10 protein-coding genes and 1 tRNA gene are annotated in these 20448 nt (G+C 69.7%); 7 read left to right on the top strand and 4 right to left on the bottom strand.

Annotated elements, in window-relative coordinates:
* The first annotated feature begins 310 nt into the window (after window positions 1-310).
* Both ACQPYM_RS15910 and ACQPYM_RS15905 read left to right on the top strand, forming a co-directional pair.
* Window positions 311-1312, top strand: coding sequence for an ROK family protein (locus ACQPYM_RS15910; protein ID WP_433021323.1), 1002 nt, complete (start codon window positions 311-313; stop codon window positions 1310-1312).
* A 344-nt stretch (window positions 1313-1656) separates the two neighbouring features.
* Window positions 1657-2211, top strand: coding sequence for a hypothetical protein (locus ACQPYM_RS15905; RefSeq protein ID WP_433021321.1), 555 nt, complete (start codon window positions 1657-1659; stop codon window positions 2209-2211).
* 123 nt (window positions 2212-2334) lie between these two features.
* Here the strand turns inward: ACQPYM_RS15905 and ACQPYM_RS15900 are convergent, their stop codons facing one another.
* Entirely contained in the window at window positions 2335-13086 is a 10752-nt protein-coding gene (locus ACQPYM_RS15900; protein WP_433021319.1) for an amino acid adenylation domain-containing protein, read from the bottom strand.
* Window positions 13087-13679: 593 nt separating this feature from the next.
* On the opposite strand from ACQPYM_RS15900, the gene ACQPYM_RS15895 reads away from it, so the two are divergent.
* Genes ACQPYM_RS15895 through ACQPYM_RS15875 form a run of 5 tightly spaced genes read left to right on the top strand, consistent with a single transcriptional unit; the run spans window position 13680 to window position 18945 of the window.
* On the top strand, window positions 13680-15059 hold the full coding sequence (locus tag ACQPYM_RS15895; protein WP_433021317.1) for an ABC transporter substrate-binding protein: 1380 nt from the start codon (window positions 13680-13682) through the stop codon (window positions 15057-15059).
* Window positions 15056-16000, top strand: coding sequence for an ABC transporter permease (locus ACQPYM_RS15890; protein ID WP_433021315.1), 945 nt, complete (start codon window positions 15056-15058; stop codon window positions 15998-16000). The genes ACQPYM_RS15895 and ACQPYM_RS15890 overlap by 4 nt, the downstream gene beginning before the upstream one ends.
* Window positions 15997-16809 (top strand): ABC transporter permease, encoded by an 813-nt coding sequence (locus ACQPYM_RS15885; RefSeq protein ID WP_433021313.1) that lies wholly within the window; start codon window positions 15997-15999, stop codon window positions 16807-16809. The genes ACQPYM_RS15890 and ACQPYM_RS15885 overlap by 4 nt, the downstream gene beginning before the upstream one ends.
* Window positions 16806-18377, top strand: a complete 1572-nt coding sequence (locus ACQPYM_RS15880; RefSeq protein WP_433021311.1) for an ABC transporter ATP-binding protein — start codon at window positions 16806-16808, stop codon at window positions 18375-18377. The genes ACQPYM_RS15885 and ACQPYM_RS15880 overlap by 4 nt, the downstream gene beginning before the upstream one ends.
* Window positions 18361-18945 carry a GNAT family N-acetyltransferase gene (locus ACQPYM_RS15875; RefSeq protein ID WP_433021309.1) on the top strand — a complete coding sequence of 195 codons (585 nt, stop codon included), beginning with the start codon at window positions 18361-18363 and terminating at the stop codon, window positions 18943-18945. Before ACQPYM_RS15880 ends, ACQPYM_RS15875 begins: the two co-directional genes overlap by 17 nt.
* A 271-nt stretch (window positions 18946-19216) precedes the next feature.
* Here the strand turns inward: ACQPYM_RS15875 and ACQPYM_RS15870 are convergent.
* From ACQPYM_RS15870 to ACQPYM_RS15860, 3 genes are all read right to left on the bottom strand, one after another.
* Window positions 19217-19288: transfer RNA gene (locus tag ACQPYM_RS15870), tRNA-Val, on the bottom strand.
* Window positions 19289-19320: 32 nt separating this feature from the next.
* The gene (locus ACQPYM_RS15865) at window positions 19321-19797 is read right to left on the bottom strand and encodes a peroxiredoxin (protein WP_433021307.1); all 477 of its coding nucleotides are present in this window, start codon (window positions 19795-19797) and stop codon (window positions 19321-19323) included.
* A 7-nt stretch (window positions 19798-19804) separates the two neighbouring features.
* Window positions 19805-20251, bottom strand: a complete 447-nt coding sequence (locus ACQPYM_RS15860; RefSeq protein ID WP_433021305.1) for a DUF3052 domain-containing protein — start codon at window positions 20249-20251, stop codon at window positions 19805-19807.
* Window positions 20252-20448 lie beyond the last annotated feature (197 nt).

Genomic DNA, 20448 nt, shown 5'->3' with positions numbered 1-20448 from the left:
TCGTCCCGAGGGCGCTACCTCACGCCGTCACGGACAGCGAGACGAGCACGCATTTGCGGTCACCTGAGCGCTTGAGAGGCCATCGTTGTCAACCTTTGTCATGGCATGATTCCAGCGCTCACCTGCGGGATCAGCGCGATTAGCAGGGGTTAGGCCTCGCCGGATGGGCTGGTTACAGATAACGTTGTCTCCCGACCAGGCCGCCCTACGACGGAGTCCCGCACAGTGACCTTGCCGATCAGCACCGAGCAGCTCCGGGTGGCAGCGAACGTCCGGACCGACCAACCGCACCGGGACTGACGGGGGGACCATGAGCGACCACGCAGGCACGGTGCTGGGCATCGACATCGGCGGCACGAAAATGGCCGCCGCGATGGTGTCCGCCGACGGCCGGATCGTCACCGCGGACCGGATCGCCACCCCGGCCGGTGGCGCGGACGACGTGTTCGCCGCACTGACCGAGCTGATCGGCCGGGTCCAGCGGGACGCCGGCTCGGCGGTGGGCGGATCTGTGGGGGGCGGTTCTGCGGTGGCCGCGCCTCTCGCGGTCGGGATCGGGTCTGCTGGGCCGCTGGATCAGGAGCATGGGCTGGTGTCGCCGGTGAACATCGCCGGCTGGCGGAACTTTCCGCTCGTGGACCGGGTCCGCGAACTGGTCGGCGACGTACCGGTGACGCTGGGTGTGGACGGGCACTGTTTCGCGCTCGGGGAGTTCTGGACCGGCGCCGGACGCGACGTCAGCAGCCTGCTCGGCATCGTCGTCTCCACCGGCGTCGGCGCGGGCATCGTGATCGACGGACAGCCGATGATCGGACAATCCGGCAACGCGGCACACCTCGGGCACGTAGTGGTCGACCTGGACGGCGAGGCGTGCGCCTGCGGGTCGTACGGTTGCGTCGAGACCTACGCGAGCGGCCCGCGGATGGTTGCCCGGGCCAAGCGTCGCGGGTGGCGCAGTACCGAGGAGGTCGACGCGGCGGTGCTGTCCGCGGACGCCGCCGGCGGGGACGAGATCGCCCTCGCGGTGTTCGACGACGGCGCCCAGGCGCTCGCGGCGGGCATCGTTGCCACCGCTGTCACCGTTGACCTTACGACCGTCGTGATCGGCGGCGGAGTGGCAAAGGCCGGGCCGGTGCTGTTCGACCCGGTGCAGCGCTGGGTCAAACGACTGGCCCAGCTCCCGTTCGTCGCCGACCTGACCGTCGAACCGGCCCAGCTCGACAACGCCGGCCTGATCGGCGCCGCCCGGCTCGGCTGGGATCTGTTGCCCCCGGCCAGTACCGCTCACCGGTCCGGGAGCGCGCAGGGGTAGCCCACCCGGCAGTTGGCGCCACCCCGTCCCCTCGACGACGGGCTGGGACCCTTCGCACACAACTGTGTCGTGCGGAAAGGGGTCTCCTGAGCAATTTTGCGCAGTTTTTACGCAATTGCCGAAATCCTTGTAACGGCGACCCCTGCTCTTCCGATGCAACGGATGGATGGAGTGGGGGCACGCTGTCCGTGGGCAATCAGGGGGGCCTGCATGCCAGGGATTGACCGTTTGCGTGGGTGGCGAGGAGGCGACTCCTCGCCGCTCGCGCAAGCAACCGCAGTACCGATGTACGCACGTCCACCAGCGTTGTCCGGGGCAACGCTCGACCGTAGGGACAGGTCCTGATGGACGTCGTCGTTCTCATCGTCTTCGCACTCTTCTTCACCGCGCTCGTGATCGCCACGACGACCAGCCACGGCCTGCTCCGCGCGTCGGTACGCCGCCCGCGGCTGTTCCAGTCCGTCGTCGTGCTCGCGGCCGCGGCCACCGTCCCGGTCGACCTGTACGCCGTCGTGTACGGCACGGTCGGCCCCGGCGGCAGCGCGCTCGGCGAGGTCGCCGGCCGCCTGCTGCTCCTGAACGTCGCCGCCGCGAGCGGCGTCGCAGCCTTGCACGAGTCCCTGCGGGGACGCGCCCTCTCCACCGGCTCGGCCCTGGACGAACAGTCCGAGTCCGACCACCCGGTCCGGATGGGCGTGCTGGGCTGGAGCGGCCCACTGATCGCGTTCGTCGCGGTCACCGCCGTCGTCGTCCTCGGCTCCCGGGGGAACGGGCCCGAGCTCGGCGACGTCGGATCGGTCTGGGCCGTCTATTCCCTGCTCATCTGCATGATCAGCGCCTTCGCGCTGCTCCGCCGGCGAGTAGTCGAGGTAGGTGCGGTCGATCCTCAGGAGGGATGAGGATCGAGCGCGGGTTCTGCACCGCGGACGGTGAGCCAGAGGCTGCGGGAGGGCAGCCACCGGACCAACACCCCGTCCACGGTGCAGAACCGACTTCTTCGGGGTCCTAGCGCCCGCAGGGCACTAGCCGAGCCACTCGGGTGCGGGCAGCCTGGAGCGGTCGAGTTTGCCGCTGGCGTCGAGTGGGAGGTCCTCGACGGGGATCAGGTCCGCCGGTACCAGATAGATCGGCAGCTCCTTGGTGAGCTCCAGCAGCAGGTTTGCCAGTACTGCGGGGTCGCTGTCCTCCAGGACGACGTACCCGATCAGGCAGGTGTCGCCGGCGGGGTCGGCGCAGGCGACGACGACGGCGTCGATCACACCGGGTAGGTCGGCCAGTACGTGCTCGGTTTCGCCCGGCTCGACGCGGTGGCCGCGGATCTTCACCTGGTCGTCGGCGCGGCCGAGGTAGTCCAGCGACCCGTCGGCACGCCAGCGGCCGAGGTCGCGGCTGCGGTACAGGCGCCCGCCCGGATGCGCCGGGTCGCTGACAAAGGCCGTTTCGGTTTCGTCCGGCCGGCCGAGGTAGCCCTGGGCCACGGCGACTCCGCCGAGGTGGATCTCGCCGATCGCGCCGACCGGTACCGGCCGCAGTGCCTCGTCGAGCAGGCGGACCACCACGTTGTCGATCGGCCGGCCGATCGACGGGCGGTCCTCGTCCGGGTCGACCTGGTGGATCGTGGTCACCACCGAGGCCTCGGTCGGGCCGTACTCGTTGTAGAGCGTGCAGTCGGGGTGCGCCGCGAGGAAGTCGCGGATCTTGTGCGTCAGCACCATCGCCTCACCACCGGCGACGATCTCGCGCAGCGCCGGGAGCTCGGGCAGCTTGCGCATCGTCGCGAGCAGCGCGGTCAGCGGGGTGAACGCCATGAACAGCCGCTCGACCGCGTGGTCCTTCAGCGCCGCGACCACCGCGTCGGGGTCGTACCGGTCGTCCTCGCCGATCAGCACCAAGGCCGATCCGGATGCCAGTGCGGTGAACATCTCCTGCACGTGCACGTCGAACCCGAACGACGTCCACTGCAACGTGCGCAGCGATCGCCGCGTCCGCAGGTAGTGGCGGATCAGGTTGACCGGCCCGCGATGCGGTACGGCCACGCCCTTCGGGTTCCCCGTCGAGCCGGACGTGTAGATGCAGTAGGCAATGTCATCCGCGGCGGCGCGTACCGGCGGTGCCTGCTTCGCGCGCAGATCGCCATCACCAGCAGCCACGGGCACGAGCCGCAGGTTCAGCCGATCGGCCAGCGCGGCGTCATCGCCGACCAGCGCGACGGCGCCTGCATCCGTTGTCATGAAGGACCAACGCGACTCCGGTACGCCGGGGTCGAGCGGCAGGTAAGCAGCACCGGACTTCAACACAGCCAGTACTGCGACCACCAGCTCCGCGCCGCGGGCGACTCTGACCGCGACCAGCTGGCCGGGTTTGATGCCCAGGTCAACGAGTTGCCAGGCGACCGCGTTCGACCGGCGATCGAGTTCGCCGTACGAGATCTCGCGGTCGCCGTGGATCAGCGCGATGGCGTCGGGAGTCCTGGCGACCTGCTGCTCGAAGAGGGTGTGCAGCCCGCTGAGTTCACCGGCGACGACGGCGTCCCGGCGTACCCGGCCGATCGGTCCTGCTGGTGCCGCTTCGCCTTCGAACTCGGCGAGGAGCGACTTGTCGTCATCGATCGGGAGCATGAGTTCGGGCAACGGGAGTCGCGGGTCCTCGATCGCGCGGCGCAGTACGGCCTCGAGGTAGGCGAGCAGTCGGTTGATGGTCAGCTCGTCGAAGAGGCCGGCGCGGTAGTCCGCAGTACAGGTGATGCCGCCGCCGTGGTACGCCAGCCGGAACCGGATGTCGAGGCCGGCCGCCAACTCGTCGTCGCCGTCCTCGAACTCGACCAGGACCTGGAAGAGCGGATCCCGCTCCAGTACCGCGAGATCGACGGTCGCGTGGTCGACCGCGGCCGTGGTGATCTCGCGCACGCGCTGGGCGAGATCGCCGAGGTCGGGCTCGCCGGAGAGGTCGAGGCGGAGCGGCAGGGCCGGCTGCGGGGTGGTGTCGCCAGGGTGGCGCAGGGCCGCCGTGCCGATGGTGATGTCGTCCTGCGCGGCGAACCGGCCGAGCACCGTTCCGACCCCGGCCAGCATCGTCATCAGCGGGCTGACCCGCCGGTCACGGCTGAACGCGAAGACGGCGTCGCCGAGCTCCGAGTCGAGCTCGTGGACAACGGTGGCGATCACGTCGTCGCCGGCGGGACGCGGTCGGTCGGTCGGCAGCACCAGCGGCTGAGCCCCGTCGAGCACGGCCTCCCAATACTCCAGATCCCTTACCCGCTTGGCTTTCGCGGCCGCTGCTTTGTCTTCCTCCGCAACCGCGGCCTTGGCAGCTTTCTCTTCCTCACTCTTCGCGTCTGTAGTGACCGGTACTGCAGGCGCCGGCTTGCTCTCAAACTTCTGTGCTGTTTCGTTGAGCAGTGCGAGTTGCTCGTGCATCAGCTTCGTCACGCCGTCGACCAACTGCCCGGCAATGCGCAACTGCTGCGACATCAACGCCGCCATGCCCGAACCCGGCAACTCCGCCTCACTTGTCGCCGACGCTGCCGCATCCACCTTCGCCGCCAGCTCAGCCAGCCCAGAGCCGAGCACCGCAAGCGCAGTACGGGGATCTGATCCGGTTGCGTGTGCTTCTGCGTTGGGCTCGTCAGCGCCGCCCTGCGTGTCGTCCGCCGGCGAACGGAGCAGCTCCAGCGGGTCGACCTCGTCACCCTCCGGTTGCTTGCGCGAGGCAACAGCCGACGCGAGCTTGTGCGGGGTGTTGAGCTCACCGAACAGCTCACTGACCGCAAGCTCGACCTCGAACCGCTGCCCGACCTCCTCGACCACCCGCAGCATCGACAGCGAATCCGCGCCGAGTTCGGCAAACGTGTGATCCACCGTCAGGTCATACGGATCCAGTCCGAGCTGCTCTCCGGTCAGATCGAGCACAACCTCCAGCGAGTCCCGATAAACATCCGCGGGCGCGCTGCTCTCGGCGGGCGCCTCGGCTGCAGGCGCGTCATCAACGGCTGGCTCAGCGATCTCCGCGGGCACTTCGTTTTCAGCCACAGGCTCCGCGGGCGTGCTCTCAGCCACCTTGCCGTTTGACGTGTGGGCGGGCGGAAGCATGCGTACGTAGGCGGTCTCGACCAGGTCAGCGCCGGCCGGCGGAGTACGGCGGTCGGGGTCGTCGTCGGCCGGGATCGCGAACGGCGACAGGTCGTGGGTCTCGATTTCCTCCAGCGCCGGTACGACGGCGCCGTTCGGCGTGGGCGGGTCGAGCGGGATGCGCTTCAGCGCCGCCCCGCTCCGCTCGATCGAGAGCTCCTCGACCGCCGGCGGCTGGCTCAGCGCGACCGGACGGGCCGACGCGTCGACCGGGTGGTGCACCCGGCGGAACGGGTACGTCGGCAGCGGTACGCGTCCGCTCTCCGGGTAGACCTTCGCCCAGGCGATCTCGGTGCCCTGCTCGTACAGCTCGGCCAGCCCGTTCATCGTCGCCAGCACCGGGTCCTGGCCGAGCCGTTGCGCCGGGATCCACGTGCTGTTCGGCGCGATCCGCCGACCGGCCGGGCTCAGTACTGCGTCCGGCCCGAGCTCCAGGAATCGCCGGCACCCGGCGGCCGTCAACGCCTCGACGGCGTCACCGAACAACACCGGCTGGCGAAGCTGACCGACCAGGTAGTCCGCATCGAGCGCAGTACCGCTCTCCAGCAACTCCCCCGACCAGCTCGACACCATCGGCATGCGCAACGGCTTGAGCTTGATCTGGGCAACGACCTCGGCGAAGTCCGCGAGAATCGGATCGACCAGCGAACTGTGGAACGCGCGGTCGACCTCGAGCCGCTGCCACTTGAGTTCCAGCCGGTCGAGCTGCTCGGCCAGCTGCCCGACGATCACCTCGGAACCAGTCAGCACGAACGACTGCGGACCGTTGCCTGCGGCAATCTCCACGCCAGGAGTCTGCGCCAACTCCCGAACCCGATCAGCGTCCGCCCGTACGGCGACCATCGCGCCCGGCGCGGTCCCGCGTTGCATCAGTACTCCGCGCTGCGCGGTCAGCTTGATGCCGTCCGACAGTGACAACGCCCCGGCCACGCACAGTGCGGCGTACTCGCCGACGCTGTGCCCGATCACCAATGCAGGCTGCACGCCGAACGACTGCCACAACCGCGCCAGCGCCAGCTCGAACGCGAACAGCGCCGGTTGCGCGGTCTCCGTCGGCCAAACCCCATCCGAGCCGGCCGGCGTCAGCAGCAACTCCAGCAGGCTGCCGCCGATCTCCTCTTCGTAGACCTTGTCGCACTCGTCGAGCACGGCGCGGAAGGCCGGGAAGCGCACAGCAAGACCGGCCGCCATCCCTCGGCGGGCGGCACCTTGCCCGGTGAACGCGAATCCGAGCGGCCCGGGGCCACCACGCGGTACTTCGGCAGCAGCAGCGGTCGACAGCGCTTCGGCCAGCTCGGCCTCCGAGGAACCCGCGACGGCGATGCGATGCCGATGCGCGGGCCGGCCGATCGCCGCAGTACCGGCGAGGTCGATCAGGCGCTGACCTGTGCCTTCCTCGAGTTCGGCGCGGAACAGTTCGGCCAGGTCGGCAAGGGCGGCCGGGTCCGGCGCGGAGAGCGGGAGCACGACCGGGCCGTCTTCGCCGCGACGGATCTGGCGTGGCGCCTCTTCCAGGATCACGTGCGCACTGGTGCCCTTGGCATCGAGTGCGCTGACTCCGGCGCGCAACGGCGTACCGGCTTCCCAGTCGCGGACCTCGGTGCCGACCACAAAGGGGCTGTTGGCAACGGCCAGGTCTGGGTTCGGCGCGCTGTAGTTGATCGTCGGAACCAGCGTGCGGTGCTGCAGCATCAGGATGGTCTTGATCAGGCCAGCCATGCCCGCGGCGCTGTCGAGGTGGCCGATGTTGGGCTTGACCGAACCGATCGTGCAGAAGCCGACCTCGTCGGTGTGCTTGCGCAACGCCGCGGTGAGAGCGCGGAACTCGACGGTGTCGTCGGCCGCCGTACCGGTCGCGTTGGCCTCGACGTAGCTGAGCGACGAGGCCGGTACGCCGGCCTTCTCGAGCGCGCGCTCGACCAGCTCGACCTGACCGGCGGGGCCGCCGTCGTTGGTGACCGCGGAACCCTTGATCACGGCGTACACGGTGTCGCCGTCGGCGACCGCCTGGTCGAGCCGCTTCAGCAGCACCGCGGCGACTCCGTTGCCGCCGACTGTGCCATCGGCGTCCGCGTCGAACGCGCGGACATGGCCGGTCGGCGACAGGATCGAGCGAGCACTCGCGTGATAAGCCGTTGCCTGAGGCACGTGCACCGCGGCGGCGCCGGCGAGCGCGAGATCCGCGTCACCACTGCGCAACGCCTGACAGGCAAGGTGAACCGCCACCAGCGAAGACGACCAAGCAGCCTGTACGCCGATCGCCGGCCCGGTCAGCCCGAGCCGGTACGCGACCCGCGTCGCGAGATAGTCAGGCGGCTGGCTCTGCTGGGTGTAGAGGTTCATGCCGGAGCCGGCGAAGATGCCGATCCGGCCCGACGTACCGGCGTACCCGCCGTGCTCCAGCGCCTGCTGGCAAACCTCAAGAAACAGCCGCTGCGCAGGATCCGTCAGCTCAGCCTCACGATCGCTCAGCCCGAAGAAGGCGGCGTCGAACAACTCAACGTCATCCAACGCCCCGCTAACCGCAACAAGCTCCTCGTCCCCAAACGCCTCACCCCCACCGGCCTCCCGCAACTCCTCCTCGGAAAACCGCCGAACACTCTCCACCCCACCGAGGAGGTTCTCCCAAAACTCCTCAACAGACCCAGCCCCCGGGAACCGCCCCGCCAACCCCACCACAGCCACCGGCTCAACCACACCAGCCTTACCCCGACCAGCGCCCTTCTTCCGAGCCCGCTCCCCCACACCCCCACCAGCCACCACGTCCCCAACACCAGCAACCCCAGCAGCCGGCCGTTCCCTAACCCGCCCCGCTGCCTCCCCGACACCCGCGGCAGGCACCTCAACCACAGAAAGCCCCGCCGCATCAACCTGCTCGCCAGCCACAGACTCAGCAGCCGACTCCTCAACGGGAGCAACCTCCGCACCGTCTAGAGCCTCTGCCGCAGGCAGGTCTGCACCGGCCTCGGCACCGTCGGGAGCGCCACCCTCCACCAGCTCCGCCACAGGCTCCACCGACGCACCCACCGCGCCATCAACCTGCTCGTCGACTGCGACGCCTTCAGAAGACCCGTCCGCAGCCAGCTCATCCACAACAGGTGCAGCCGGGTCCGCTGCAGCCTCCTCCAGAGCATCCGCACCGACGTCTTCAGCCGCTTCGGCTACCGGCTTGTCCGCACCATCCGCCTCCTGTACTGCGGACACCACAACCTGCTCATCAGCCGCGTCGACTGCTGCGTCATCCCCGGCGGCAGCGTCAACTGCTTCCGCAACAGCCGTCTCCACAGCAGACTCTGAGCCTTCAGCCTGCTGCTTCTCCTGCTCCGCGGACTCCACCGCAGCCGGCGTCTCAGACGACTCGTCCGCGACCTCGCCGGTGTCAGCGTCCGCTCCCGTCGAAGCAGCAACTGCTTCTGCGGTCGCCATCTCCACCGCAGACTGCTCCGCGACGACATCCGCGCCTACAGCAGTCTCGCCCTCGCCCTCAGCCGACTCGTCAACGCCGAACTCCACAGCGTCCGCGGCCGTCTCCCCAGCAGCATCAGCCACGTCCTCATCCGCGAGGGCTATTTCAGCTTCTTCCGCGGCCGACTCGTCCGCAGCGGGCTCCACACTTTCGGCCGGCTGTACTCCGGGCGCTGCCGCAGCCTGCTCCTCGGCCTCGTCAGTCCGACCGCTCGAGTCAGCGACCGCACCCGACGCCGTACCAACAGTCGACTCTTCAGCCGCCGTCTCGGCACCAGCGATTTCCTCGGCTGCAGCTACCTCCGCGCCGGCAGACTCCTCAGCCTCAGCCACCTCCGCGACGGCAGGTTCCTCGGCCGTAACTGCCCCGGTGGCGGCAGACTCTTCGGCCTCAACTGCCTCCGCGACAGCAAGCTCGTCCGCCGTCGCTGCCTCGATGGCGGCGGGCTCCTGGGCCTCAGCTGCCGTGGCCGTAGGCTCCTCGGCCGTTGCTGCGTCGGTCGCAGCAAGTCGCTCGGGTGCCGGCCCCTCGCCTGTCGGGTCCGCAGCGGGCGGCACGTCCGTGGCGGCGGCCTCGGGGGTCGGTGCTTCGGCTGCGGGCTCCGCCTCGACCGATGCGTCCGAGGAAGCGTCTGCCGTGGCAGACTCGTCTCGAGCTGGCTCGTCTTGAGCAGGTTTGTCTTGGACTGGCTCGCCTTGGACCGGCTCGGCCTCGGCCTCCGGCTGGTGGTCGGCTGTGGGCGAGTCTGTTGCTTCCGGCTCGGCGTTGCTGTCCGTGGCATCGACCGTGACCGCGGCGGGGTGCTCCGGGTCGGCAAGCTCGCCGGCCTCCTCGGAGCTGTCGGCGGTGGCTTGCTGGTCGGCTGTCGTATCCGCGGGCTTCTCGGCAGCCGCTTCGTCAGGCGACGCGAGCGGAACGTCCGCGTCCTCTGCAGACTGCACGTCGTCGCCAACGGACTCAGCAGCCGGTACGTCGGTGCTGGCGGGCTCAGCAGCCGCAATCTCGTCGCTCGCAGCATCAGCAGCCGGTCCTTCGGCTCTGTCAGCAGTCGGTACCTCGGCATTGTCAGCCGCAACTGTCGGTCCGTTGGCCTCGGCAGCGGCGACCTCGCCGCTCGCCGCAGCAGCAGGCGCTACCTCGGCACTGTCAGCCGGAGCAGTCGGTACGTCGGCCTCGCCAGCTACAGCCGTCGGTACGTCGGTACTGACGGGCTCAGCAGCCGTAGCCTCGCCGCCCACAGCATCAGGCGCCGGCACCTCAGCACTGTCAGCCGCACCAGTGGGTGCGTCGGCGCCAGCACGCTCGTTGCTCTCGGCATCAGCAGGCGCTACCTCGGCACTGTCAGCCGCAGCAGTCGGTGCGTCGGCCTCGGCAGCTACAGCCGTCTGCGCGTCGGCGCTGGCGGGCTCGGCAGCCGCACGCTCGTTGCTCTCGGCATCAGCAGGCGGTGCCTCGGCACTGTCGACGGCATCAGTCGTCGGTGCGTCGGTCTCGGAGGCTTCAGCTGTCTGTGCGTCGGTGGTGGGGGGCTTGGGGGTGGTGTCGGCTGCTGGGCGGATGGCCGGGAGTTGGGTGGTTTCGTCGTCGAGGTCCGACGTGGGGTCCGCGGGGACGGGGGCGGGGGCCGGGGCTTCGGCGGTTGGCTGGGGTGGCGACGGCTCCGGCTGCTCGGGGGCTGCGGGGGCCGTGGGGGGTGCTGTGCGGGTTGAGAAGGCGGCGCTGTTGAAGAAAGCGTCGGACTCGTCGTCGGGATCCTCGGTGGGCTCGGTGGAGGACGCTTCCGGGGTGAGCGTGCGCGGGTCAGCGGCGGCGCGCTCGGTGGCGGGCAACTCGATGGAGAGCGCGTCGGCTGTGTGCGGCGCTGAGACCTCGGCGGTGTCGGTGGTCGAGTCTGCAGAGGCTGGGCTGGAGAGGCTGTCGGCGGCCTCCTGCAGGTCGGTCGAGAGTGCGCCGGCCTCGGCAGGCTCCGGGGTGCCGGTGGAAAGGGCGTCCGCGGCGTCAGAGTGCGGAGTACCGGTGGAGAGCGCGTCTGCCGCGTCAGCGTCCGGAGTACCGGTGGAGAGCGCGTCTGCCGCGTCAGCGTCCGGAGTACCGGTGGAGAGCGCGTCTGCCGCGTCAGCGTCCGGAGTACCGGTGGAGAGCGCGTCGGCCGGGTCAGATCCCGGAGTACCGGTGGAGAGGGCGTCTGCTGGTGGGGGTGGGGGGTCTGTGGTTAGGCGGTTGGCGCCGAGGGTGGGGCGGGACGGTGGGGTGGGGATGGAGTCTTGGAGGGTGCGGTGCCAGGCTAGGCGGATCACTGGGAGTTCTGTGGTTTGTTCGCTGGCGTCCTCGTCGAAGTCCGCGCGGGACGTGGGGATCGAGCCGACTCGGATGGGGTCGCCGTACGGGGAGGCTGTCGGCGGGGTCGCATACGGGCCGGGGGCCGTCTCGAGGGTGTTGTCTAGCCAGCGTTGCTTCAGGAGGGGGCGGAGGATTTTGCCGCCGGGGGTTGTCGGGAAGTGCCGGCGCGGTACGCCGACCACGCGTGCGTCCAGGCCGAGTCGACCGCGGACCATCGAGCGGATCGCCTCGTCGACGCCCTCCGCCGACTCGGACGACAACGCGTAGAAGATCAGCAGACGCTCAGTCCCAAGCGCCGCGTCCGCCACCCCGCACGCCGCGACCAACCCCGCCTCAGCGCCAGGAGCGGTCGCCGCGACGGCCTCGATCTCGTGGGCGTAGTACGTCTGCCCGTTGAGGATGATCCGTTCGCTGTCGCGACCCGTGATCACCACCTGCCCGCCGGACATGAACCCCTGGTCACCTGTCGCCAGCCACTTGCGCGCCGGCCAGTTCCCCGTCGGGAACGCAGCACGGTCCGCATCCGGATTGCCGAGATACCCCGGCGTCACCCGAGCGGACGCGATCTGCAGCTGCCCGATCCGCCCCTCCGGCAGTACTGCGCCGTTCGGACCGACGATCCGCACAGTCGCCCCAGGGGCCGGTGCACCCACCGACACGAGGCTCAGTACGCCGGGAGCGTCCGTGCGCCCCTTACCCGGCCGGGCGACGGCAACCTTGCCGGTCGTCGTCCTCTGGTCCACCCACTCGACCACGCCGGCTTGCGAGATCCGCACCCGGTGCACGTTGGGCGTGAGACCCGGTCGCGCGAACGTGATGCCGGTGACCGTCTCGGTCATCCCCCACGCCGCGACGAACGTCTCCGGTACGACGCCGAAGCGGTTCGTCAGCCGCAGGAACTCGCTCATCACCGGCACGGTGATCTGTTCGCCACCACTGACGAGACTGCGCAGAGCCGACAGGTCCCAGTGCCGGTCAGGCTCACCCGCGATCGCCGCAGCCGCCAGCCGGTACCCGAAGTTCGGCGACCAGGAGTGGTTCACCCGGTGCTGGTCCATCAGGTCCAGCCAGCGCAGTGGGTCCGCGAGAACCCAGTCGGTGGCGACGTGGATGTTGGTGCAGCCGGTGAACACCGGGAGCAGGTGGTAGAGCAGGAAGGCGCCACTGTGGTCCAGCGGCAGCCAGTTGAGGGTCGTCTGCCCGGGTCGCACCGGCAGCATCGCCGGCGTACCGGCCGCGAACTCCACCAGACCGCGATGGGTCAGCTGGATGATCTTCGGCGTACCGGTGCTGCTGCCCGACGTCATCATCAGTACTGCGACGTCGTCCGCAGCCGGTCGGTGGAACTCTGTCGTCGGCTCGTGCCCAGCCAAAGCGTCCGGATCGAGCACAGGCAGGCCGAGATCGTTCGGCAGGTCCGACGGGCGGCCGATGAGCACGGCCCAGCCGAGCAGGTCGGTGACCTTGTGGAGCCGCTCGCGGCCCTCCTCAGTGGTGTCACCCTCGGGCGACGGCGACATCAGCAGCGGCCGGATGCCGCCCAGCGTGCAGGCCCAGAACGCGGCGAAGAACCCGACCGGCTCGGTGCAGTGCACGACCGCGGGATCACCGGCCCGTACGCCGTTCGCGCGCAGCCCGGCCAGGATCCGGGCGGCCAGCTCGAGCAGCGTCGGGAAGTCGAGTCGCGTCTCCCGCCCGTCGGGGCCGATCTCGACGACGCCCGCGGTGGAGAAGTCGCGCGCGGCCCGGAGCAGGGCGCTCGGGAGGTCGCGTGGATACCCCGCCGGGATCATCAAAGCCGGGCCGGTGCTGATCGCCGGCCGGTCTGCCCCGTTCCTCATCGCATCGGTCCTGCGCTAGCCGGCCGAACGGCAGCGGAGGGCACAGGCCGACGACACACGGACACACGCCTCCCCACTGGACGGAGCCGGGCTCAGGGCATACCCGTCTCGCTGCAACGACAGAACAGCCCCGTTGCCGACCGCCCGACGACGGTGACCGAGTGGTCCCGGTGCGTCATCGCGTCAGCCGACGAACGGGAACCTTACCAGTCGAAATGTGACGTGGCCGAGGCAGTTCCGGCAGCCGATTGTTAAGAAAATCGGCGCGTCGCGCAGCCGGGCCGAAAGCTGTGGCATCGACCACCTTCCGGGACCGGTGGTGGCTACAGAAACTGACAACCATTATCGTTTGCGCCAATCCGCTGACTGCTGTGCGGGCGCCGCCGCGCCCAGAAGGAATGGGGTAACCCCGTATGTCCCACCAGCCCAGTTCATCCGCACTGAGCCGCCGCCGCTTCCTCGCCCTCACGACGGCCGGAACGGCAGCCATCTGGCTACCCGGCTGCGCCGATGAGACCGCGGCGCCAACGGGTGGTCAACCGCGTTCCGGGGGCCGGCTGCGGGCAGCGTTCTCCGGTGGTGGAGCAGCTGAGGTGCTCGACCCGCACCAGTCCAACCTCTACGTCGAGATCGCCCGCGCCAAGGCGTTGTTCGACAAACTCGCCGAGTACGGCTCGGACATGTCCCCGCAACCGCGGCTGGCCGAGCGCTGGGAACCCAGCGCGGACCTGAAGACCTGGCGAATCACGCTGCGGAAGGCGTCCTTCCACGACGGACAGCCCGTCCGGCCAGCGGACGTGCTCGCGAGTTTCGCGCGGATCGTCGAGCCGGGCTCCACCCGGCGCGCGAAGTCGGCCCTGTCGGTGATCGATCTGCCCACCAGCCGCGCGATCGACGAGCGCACCATCGAGTTCCGGCTGAAGCGCCCGTACGGCGAGTTCCCCAACGCACTGGCCACCCTCGGCGCGTACATCGTCCCGGCCGGTACTCCGAACCTGAAGAGCCCGGTGGGTTCGGGACCGTTCCGGTTCGCCTCCTTCGAGCCCGGCCGCGGCTTCCGGGCCACTCGCAACCCCGACTACTGGGATGGCCCGCCGCACCTGGACGAACTCGAGATCGTCATCAGCAACGACGAGTCGGCCCGCGTCAACGCCTTGCTGGGCAAGCAGGTCGAGTACGCCCACGACCTGACCCCGACCAGCGCCAGGACCCACGAGAAGGGCGGCCAGCTCACGATCCACCGGCTACCGCTGAGCAACTTCCACGGCCTCGCGATGAAGGTCGACCGGCCGCCGTTCAATCGCCCCGAGTTGCGGCAGGCTCTGTTCCACCTGGTCGATCGCGAAGAGCTCATCCGTTCCGTGCTGCAAGGCTCGGGCCAGCTCGGCAACGACCTCTACGGCAAGAACTACAAGTACTACGCCGGCGACCTGGCCCAGCGCGCTCCGGATCTCGACAAAGCCCGATCGCTGCTGAAGAAGGCCGGCGCGGAGGGCGCGACGATCGACTTCGACACCTCCGACGCGTCGACCGGGCTCAAGGAAGCCGCCCTGGCGATCAGCGACCAGGCCCGCAAGGCCGGCCTGAACCTCAACGTCAAGCTCGGCAACAAGGACACCTACTGGTCCGACATCTCGAAGAACGGCGTGCTCGCCAGCTACCGGTCCGGCGCGATGCCGCTGGAGTCGCACATCTCGCAGCGGCTGCTGACGACCTCGACGACCAACAACACCCAGTGGCGGCGCCCGGAGTTCGACAAGTTGTACTACGCGGCGCAGTCGACCACGAACGAGCAGGACCGCGCCGACCGGTACCGCAAGATGCAGGAGCAGCTCTTCACCGAGGGCGGCTTCCTGTGGTGGGGCGTGTCGGACTGGATCGTCGCCTCCGCCCCGGCCGTTCAGGGCATCGACGATCGCGCCCCCGCCAACACCCTGGACTGGGCGCGCTTCGACCGGGTCTGGCTGGCGTGACGATTCCGCGCTACCTGGCCCACCGGGCGCTGCTCGGAGTGGTCCAGGTGCTGGTGGTGATGACCGGCATGTTCTTCCTGACCGAGGCGCTGCCGGGTGACGCCGCCGTGACGATCGCCGGGGACAACCCGGACCCGGCGATGATCGCCGACCTGCGGGAACGTCTGGGGCTGAACGAATCCGGCTGGCACCGGCTCGGCGACTGGTTGGTCGCCGCGCTGCACGGCGACTTCGGCCAGTCCCTGCTGGCACCGCGATCCGTCGTGGACATCGTCGCCTCCGCCGCCGAGCCGACCCTGCTGCTGGCAGGTCTGACGCTCGCCCTGCTCGTCCCGCTGTCGGTCGGCCTCGGCGTCCTCGCGGCGCACCGCGAGGGCGGCCGGCTGGACCGGCTGATCACCGGTACCACCCTCGGCCTGTACTCCGCCCCCGAGTTCGCGATGGGAATCCTCATCGTCACGGTGTTCGCCGTGAAGCTGGGCTGGTTTCCGCCCACAGCCGTCGGCACCGCACTCACGGACAACCCGGCCGTGCTCGTCCTCCCCGTGTTCGTCCTGCTGCTGCGCCCCATCTGCTCGCTGAGCCGGCTCGTGCGGGCCGGCATGATCGACGCGCAGCACTCGGACTACGTCCGGCACGTCCGCCGGCTCGGTCTGTCGCCGGCCGGGGTCCGCTTCACGCACGCCCTGCCCAACGCGGTCGCCCCTGCTGCCCAGCAACTCGCCCGTACGGTCGATTGGCTGGTCGGCGGCGTGATCGTCATCGAAGCGATCTTCGTCGTACCCGGCCTGGGGACAACCCTGGCCGCGGCCGTCGCGGCCAGGGATCTGCCGGTGATCCAGGGCCTCGCGGTGGTCTTCGCCACCACCACCGTGCTGGTCAACCTCGTCGCGGATGTCGCCGCCCGCGTCCTGGCTCCCACCGCGGAGCTGGGCCGATGAAAACCTTCCGCAGCTATGCGATCCCGGGAAGCCTCGTCGCAATCCCCCTCCTGCTGGCCTTGTTCGGACCGCTCTTCGCCTCCGCCGACACCACCAAGGACGTGGCCTTCAGCCTCGGCGGCGGACACTGGTTCGGTACTGACTTCGTCGGCCGCGATGTGTGGAACGAGGTCCTGCAGGGTGGCCGGTCACTGGTGCTCGTCGCCGCCGTCGCCACCGTCTGCACCTACCTGGTCGCCGTACCGCTGGGCCTGATCGCGGGCATGACCCACAACCGCGCGCTCGACGAGGTCCTGATGCGCCCACTCGACCTGCTGCTCGCGGTCCCGTCGATGCTTATGCTGCTCCTGCTCGTCTCGATCGCGCCCCAGGCCCCATGGGTGCTGATCGCTGTGGTGGCGCTCATCAATCTCCCCGATGTCGTGCGCATCAGCCGAGCCGCCGCGCTGTCGCTGTCCGCCCGCCCGGCGGTCGAGGCAATGCGGCTGCAGGGCGAGAGCCGGATCCGCATCGGGCTCGGCTACGTGGCCCGTTCGATGCGCCGCACCCTGGCCGCCGACCTCGGCACCCGCTTCACCGGCGCGACCTACCTGGTCGCCTCGGCGAGCTTCCTCGGCGTCGGGATCTCTCCGCAGGCCAGTGACTGGGCCGCGATGGTCGACCGCAACCGCGTCGGCCTGTTCGTCCAGCCCTGGGCGGTCGTCGTACCGGCGCTCCTGATCGTGATGCTCGCCGTCGGTGTGAACCTCACCTTCGACCGCCTGCTGCGCGACCGCCACCCGCAGCCGACGTTCCAGGAGACGCGTTGACCATCGCCGACATCCGCAATCTCACTGTCCGGGTGGCCGAGCGCGAGATCGTCTCCGACGTCTCGTTCGCGCTGGCAGCCGGCCGGATCACGGCGCTGGTCGGCGAGTCCGGCAGCGGCAAGACCACGACCGCGCTGGCGTTGCTGGGCGAGAAACCGGCGGCGGCGAGCATTTCCGGGCAGATCGAGATCGCCGGCACCATCGTCGACTCCAGAAACCCACCGACGCGCGGCACCGTCGGCTACCTCCCCCAGCAGCCCTCCGCAGCCCTCAATCCGGTCCGCCGGATCGGCCCCGTACTCCGGCAGGTCGCACGGCTCCATGTCGGCGCCGACTCGTCCTCCCGGCGAAAAGAGCTGGTCCGGGAGCGGGTCCTGGAGGCGCTGAGACGAGCGCAGATACCGGACGGCCAGGATCTCCTGCGTCGCTACCCGCACCAACTCTCGGGCGGACAGCAGCAACGCGTCGTACTGGCGCACGAGCTCGTGGGCCGACCCAAGATCCTCGTCGCGGACGAACCCACCACCGGGCAGGACGTGCTGATCCGGGCCGGGCTGGTGACGGAACTGCGCGCCGTCGCCGAGCAGTGCGTCGCGATCCTGCTGCTGACCCATGACCTCGAACTCGTCCGCGCGCTCGCCGACGACGTGCTGGTGATGAACCGCGGCGAGATCGTGGAAACCGGGCCGCCCAGCGAGATCCTCACCGCACCGCGGCACCCCTACACGCAGCGCCTGGTCGACGCCCAGACCGTCGCCACCACCGAAGAGCGCCGGACACCGGACGCGCGTGAACCAGTGCTGTCGGTGCGCGGCCTGACAGCGGGCCACCGTCGCGTCGAGACGCTGCACGATGTGTCACTGACGATCGACCCGGGCGACACGCTCGCCGTGGTCGGCCGCTCCGGCAGCGGCAAGACCACCCTGGCCCGCTGCATCGCCGGGCTCCATCCGCACCGCGACGGCGAGATCCTGCTCGGCACCACCGCGCTGTCACCGCTGCTGCGACGACGCTCCCGTGACCAACTGGCCCGCATCCAGTACGTCCACCAGGACGCCCGTGCCTCGTTCAACGAGTTCGTCCCGGTGCTCGACCAGGTCGCCCGCACCGCCGAATGCCTGCGCGGTCTCCCCCGCGCCGAGGCCCGCCGCCGCGCGCTCGACCAGCTCGCCCGGCTCGGCATCTCCGAGATCGGCGCGAGCCGGCTGCCCGCGTCGCTGTCCGGCGGTGAGCTCCAGCGAGCCGCGCTCGGGCGCGCGCTCCTCGCGGAACCGGACCTGCTGATCTGCGACGAGATCACGTCCGGGCTGGACACGGTCAATCAGGCCGGCCTGCTCGACGTACTGCGCACTCTTCAGGACACCACCGGCTGTGCCCTGGTGGTCATCACCCACGACCTTGCTGTCGTCACCGGTCTGGCCCACCGGATCCTGATCATGGACGACGGCCGGGTCGTCGAGCACGGCCGGACCGCGGAAGTTCTGGCCCACCCCGAACATCCGCTCACCCGCGCACTGGTGACTGCCTCCGGCGGCATCGAGGAGGAGACCCGTGACAGAGCCAACTGAACGATCCATCGGCCGGTACGACGTCCGGCCCGCCCGGCGCGACGACATCGAGGGGGCGCGATCGGTCATGCTCGACACCTTCTACCGGGTGTTCGAGCACGGCTACGTGCCACGCTGGCACGCCGACGTGATCGATCTGGGCCGGGCGTACTTCGATCACCCCCGGCAGCGGCTGTTCGTCGCCGCACTGGACGACGAGATCGTCGGTACCGCCGCTGTCCGGGCCGATGGTCCCCAGAGCCCACCGCACGCACCCTGGATCGCACAGCGCTACCCGTCCGGCACGACCGCGCAGATCTTCCGTGTCTACGTCCGCCCGGAACACCGCCGCAACGGACTCGCCCGCGCTCTCGTCGAGCTGGCCTGCCGGTTCGTTGCCGGCACGCCCGGCTACCAGACGATCTACCTGCACACGAACGCGGCCGTCGACGGCGCCGAGCCGTTCTGGCGCAGCGTCGCCGAGGAGATCCACGACGGCCGCACCGACCCGCGGTACAGCCCTGCCGTCCACTTCGAGATCCCCATCCCCACACCCGGCGAATCACCCAACCACTGGCCCAGCACGTGAGACCTGCCGGATCGGAGATACGGGCGAGGTGTGAGCCCAGGGACCTTGGGTCAGGTGGGTCGGGTTCCGCGGGTGGTCGGGTTCCGGGGGTGGTCGGGTTCCGGGGGTGGTCGGGGCGGGTAGGTCGGGGGCGAGTTGCGCCCGGTACAGGGTGGTTGCTGGGGGCAACGAAGCTCCGTGCATACCCAAGTCGGCCGGGCAAACGCTTACCTCGGCGTGTCGGCGCCGCCGCGACGGGTGATGCGTGCACGGGGGTCCGGGAAAGGAAAGGTGGGCGCTGAGGGGATCGAACCCCCGACATCTTCCTTGTAAGGGAAGCGCTCTACCGCTGAGCTAAGCGCCCTCGTTCCACCCTCGAAAGGCGGAGCGCAGAGTCTATCCGAGTCCGGGGCGAAGGTTGGCCAGGGCCTCCGCATAGTCGTCCGGGTCGCGTGCCTCGGCCATCGGGTTGACCACCGACCAGCGCACCACCCCGGTCTGGTCGATCACGAAACTCCCCCGCACCGCGCAGCCACGCTCGGCGTCGAACACCCCGTACGCCGACGCGATCGCGCCGTGCGGCCAGAAGTCGGTGAGCAGCCCGAAGTCGAGCCGCTCGGCCTCGGCGTACGCGCGCAGGGTGAACATCGGGTCGCACGAGATGGCCAGGAACTCGGCCCGGGCGAGCAGTTCCGGCCGGTCCCGGAGCGCGTCCAGCTCGCTCGTGCAGACCCGGCTGAAGGCATACGGGTAGAACACCAGGACCACGTCGCGCCGGCCCTGGTACTCCGAGAGCCGGACCTGCTCGCCGTGCTGGTTTCGTGCGGTGAAGTCCGGTGCCTGACTGCCGACCCTGGGGACGACAGCAGTCACCGGAGCATCACTTCCTGACCTTGGGCGACTTCGGCAGCACCAACTTCGTCGCCGACCAGTCGTCGGTGACGCTCAGGCTGCTGGTGGTCTGCATGCCGGCGGTCGGCGCCGCCTCGGCGATCTCGGCCGCGTCGACGTAGCCCTCCCGGCCGACCTTGGGGGTCATCAGCCAGACGGCCCCGCCGGCCTTCAGGTCGGTCAGCGTCTCGAACAGGGCGTCGACCAGATCCCCGTCGTCCTCGCGGAACCAGAGCAGGACGACATCCACCGCGTCGTCCGGGTCGTCGCCGGTGAACTCCTCACCGGTCAGTTCCACGATGGCGTCGCGGAAGGCGTCGTCACAGTCGTCGTCGTAACCGAGCTCCAGCACGACCGTGCCGCTCTCGAAGCCGAGCCGGCCGGCCATGTTCGGCCCGCCGCTCTTGCCGTCCGCGTGGTCCGCGGTCGCGCTCACGTGTCCTCCTCCGTCGTCCCCGGTGGCCGGGGGTAGGCGTCAGTAGCAGTAGTCCATCGTGGCCTACCGCGTCGCGCAAGTATGCACGAGGGGTCCGTGACGTGTCCGGTATGCGCCTGCCGGACACGGTGCGTGTCCGGTGGGAACCCACTGTTCGAGGCGAGATCGGCCCCGGTTGTGGATGCGAAGTAGAACGC

Source organism: Kribbella sp. CA-294648, assembly GCF_050943845.1.
Lineage (GTDB): Bacteria > Actinomycetota > Actinomycetes > Propionibacteriales > Kribbellaceae > Kribbella.
Note: the sequence above shows the minus strand (reverse complement) of the source record. Positions and strands in the feature narration are given on the sequence as shown.

Excerpts from the sequence above, each read along its gene's own strand:
- ACQPYM_RS15885 (WP_433021313.1), top strand. The coding sequence starts at position 15,997 with ATGAAAACCTTCCGCAGCTATGCGATCCCGGGAAGCCTCGTCGCAATC.
- ACQPYM_RS15905 (WP_433021321.1), top strand. The coding sequence starts at position 1,657 with ATGGACGTCGTCGTTCTCATCGTCTTCGCACTCTTCTTCACCGCGCTC.
- ACQPYM_RS15910 (WP_433021323.1), top strand. The coding sequence starts at position 311 with ATGAGCGACCACGCAGGCACGGTGCTGGGCATCGACATCGGCGGCACG.
- ACQPYM_RS15900 (WP_433021319.1), bottom strand. The coding sequence starts at position 13,086 with ATGAGGAACGGGGCAGACCGGCCGGCGATCAGCACCGGCCCGGCTTTG.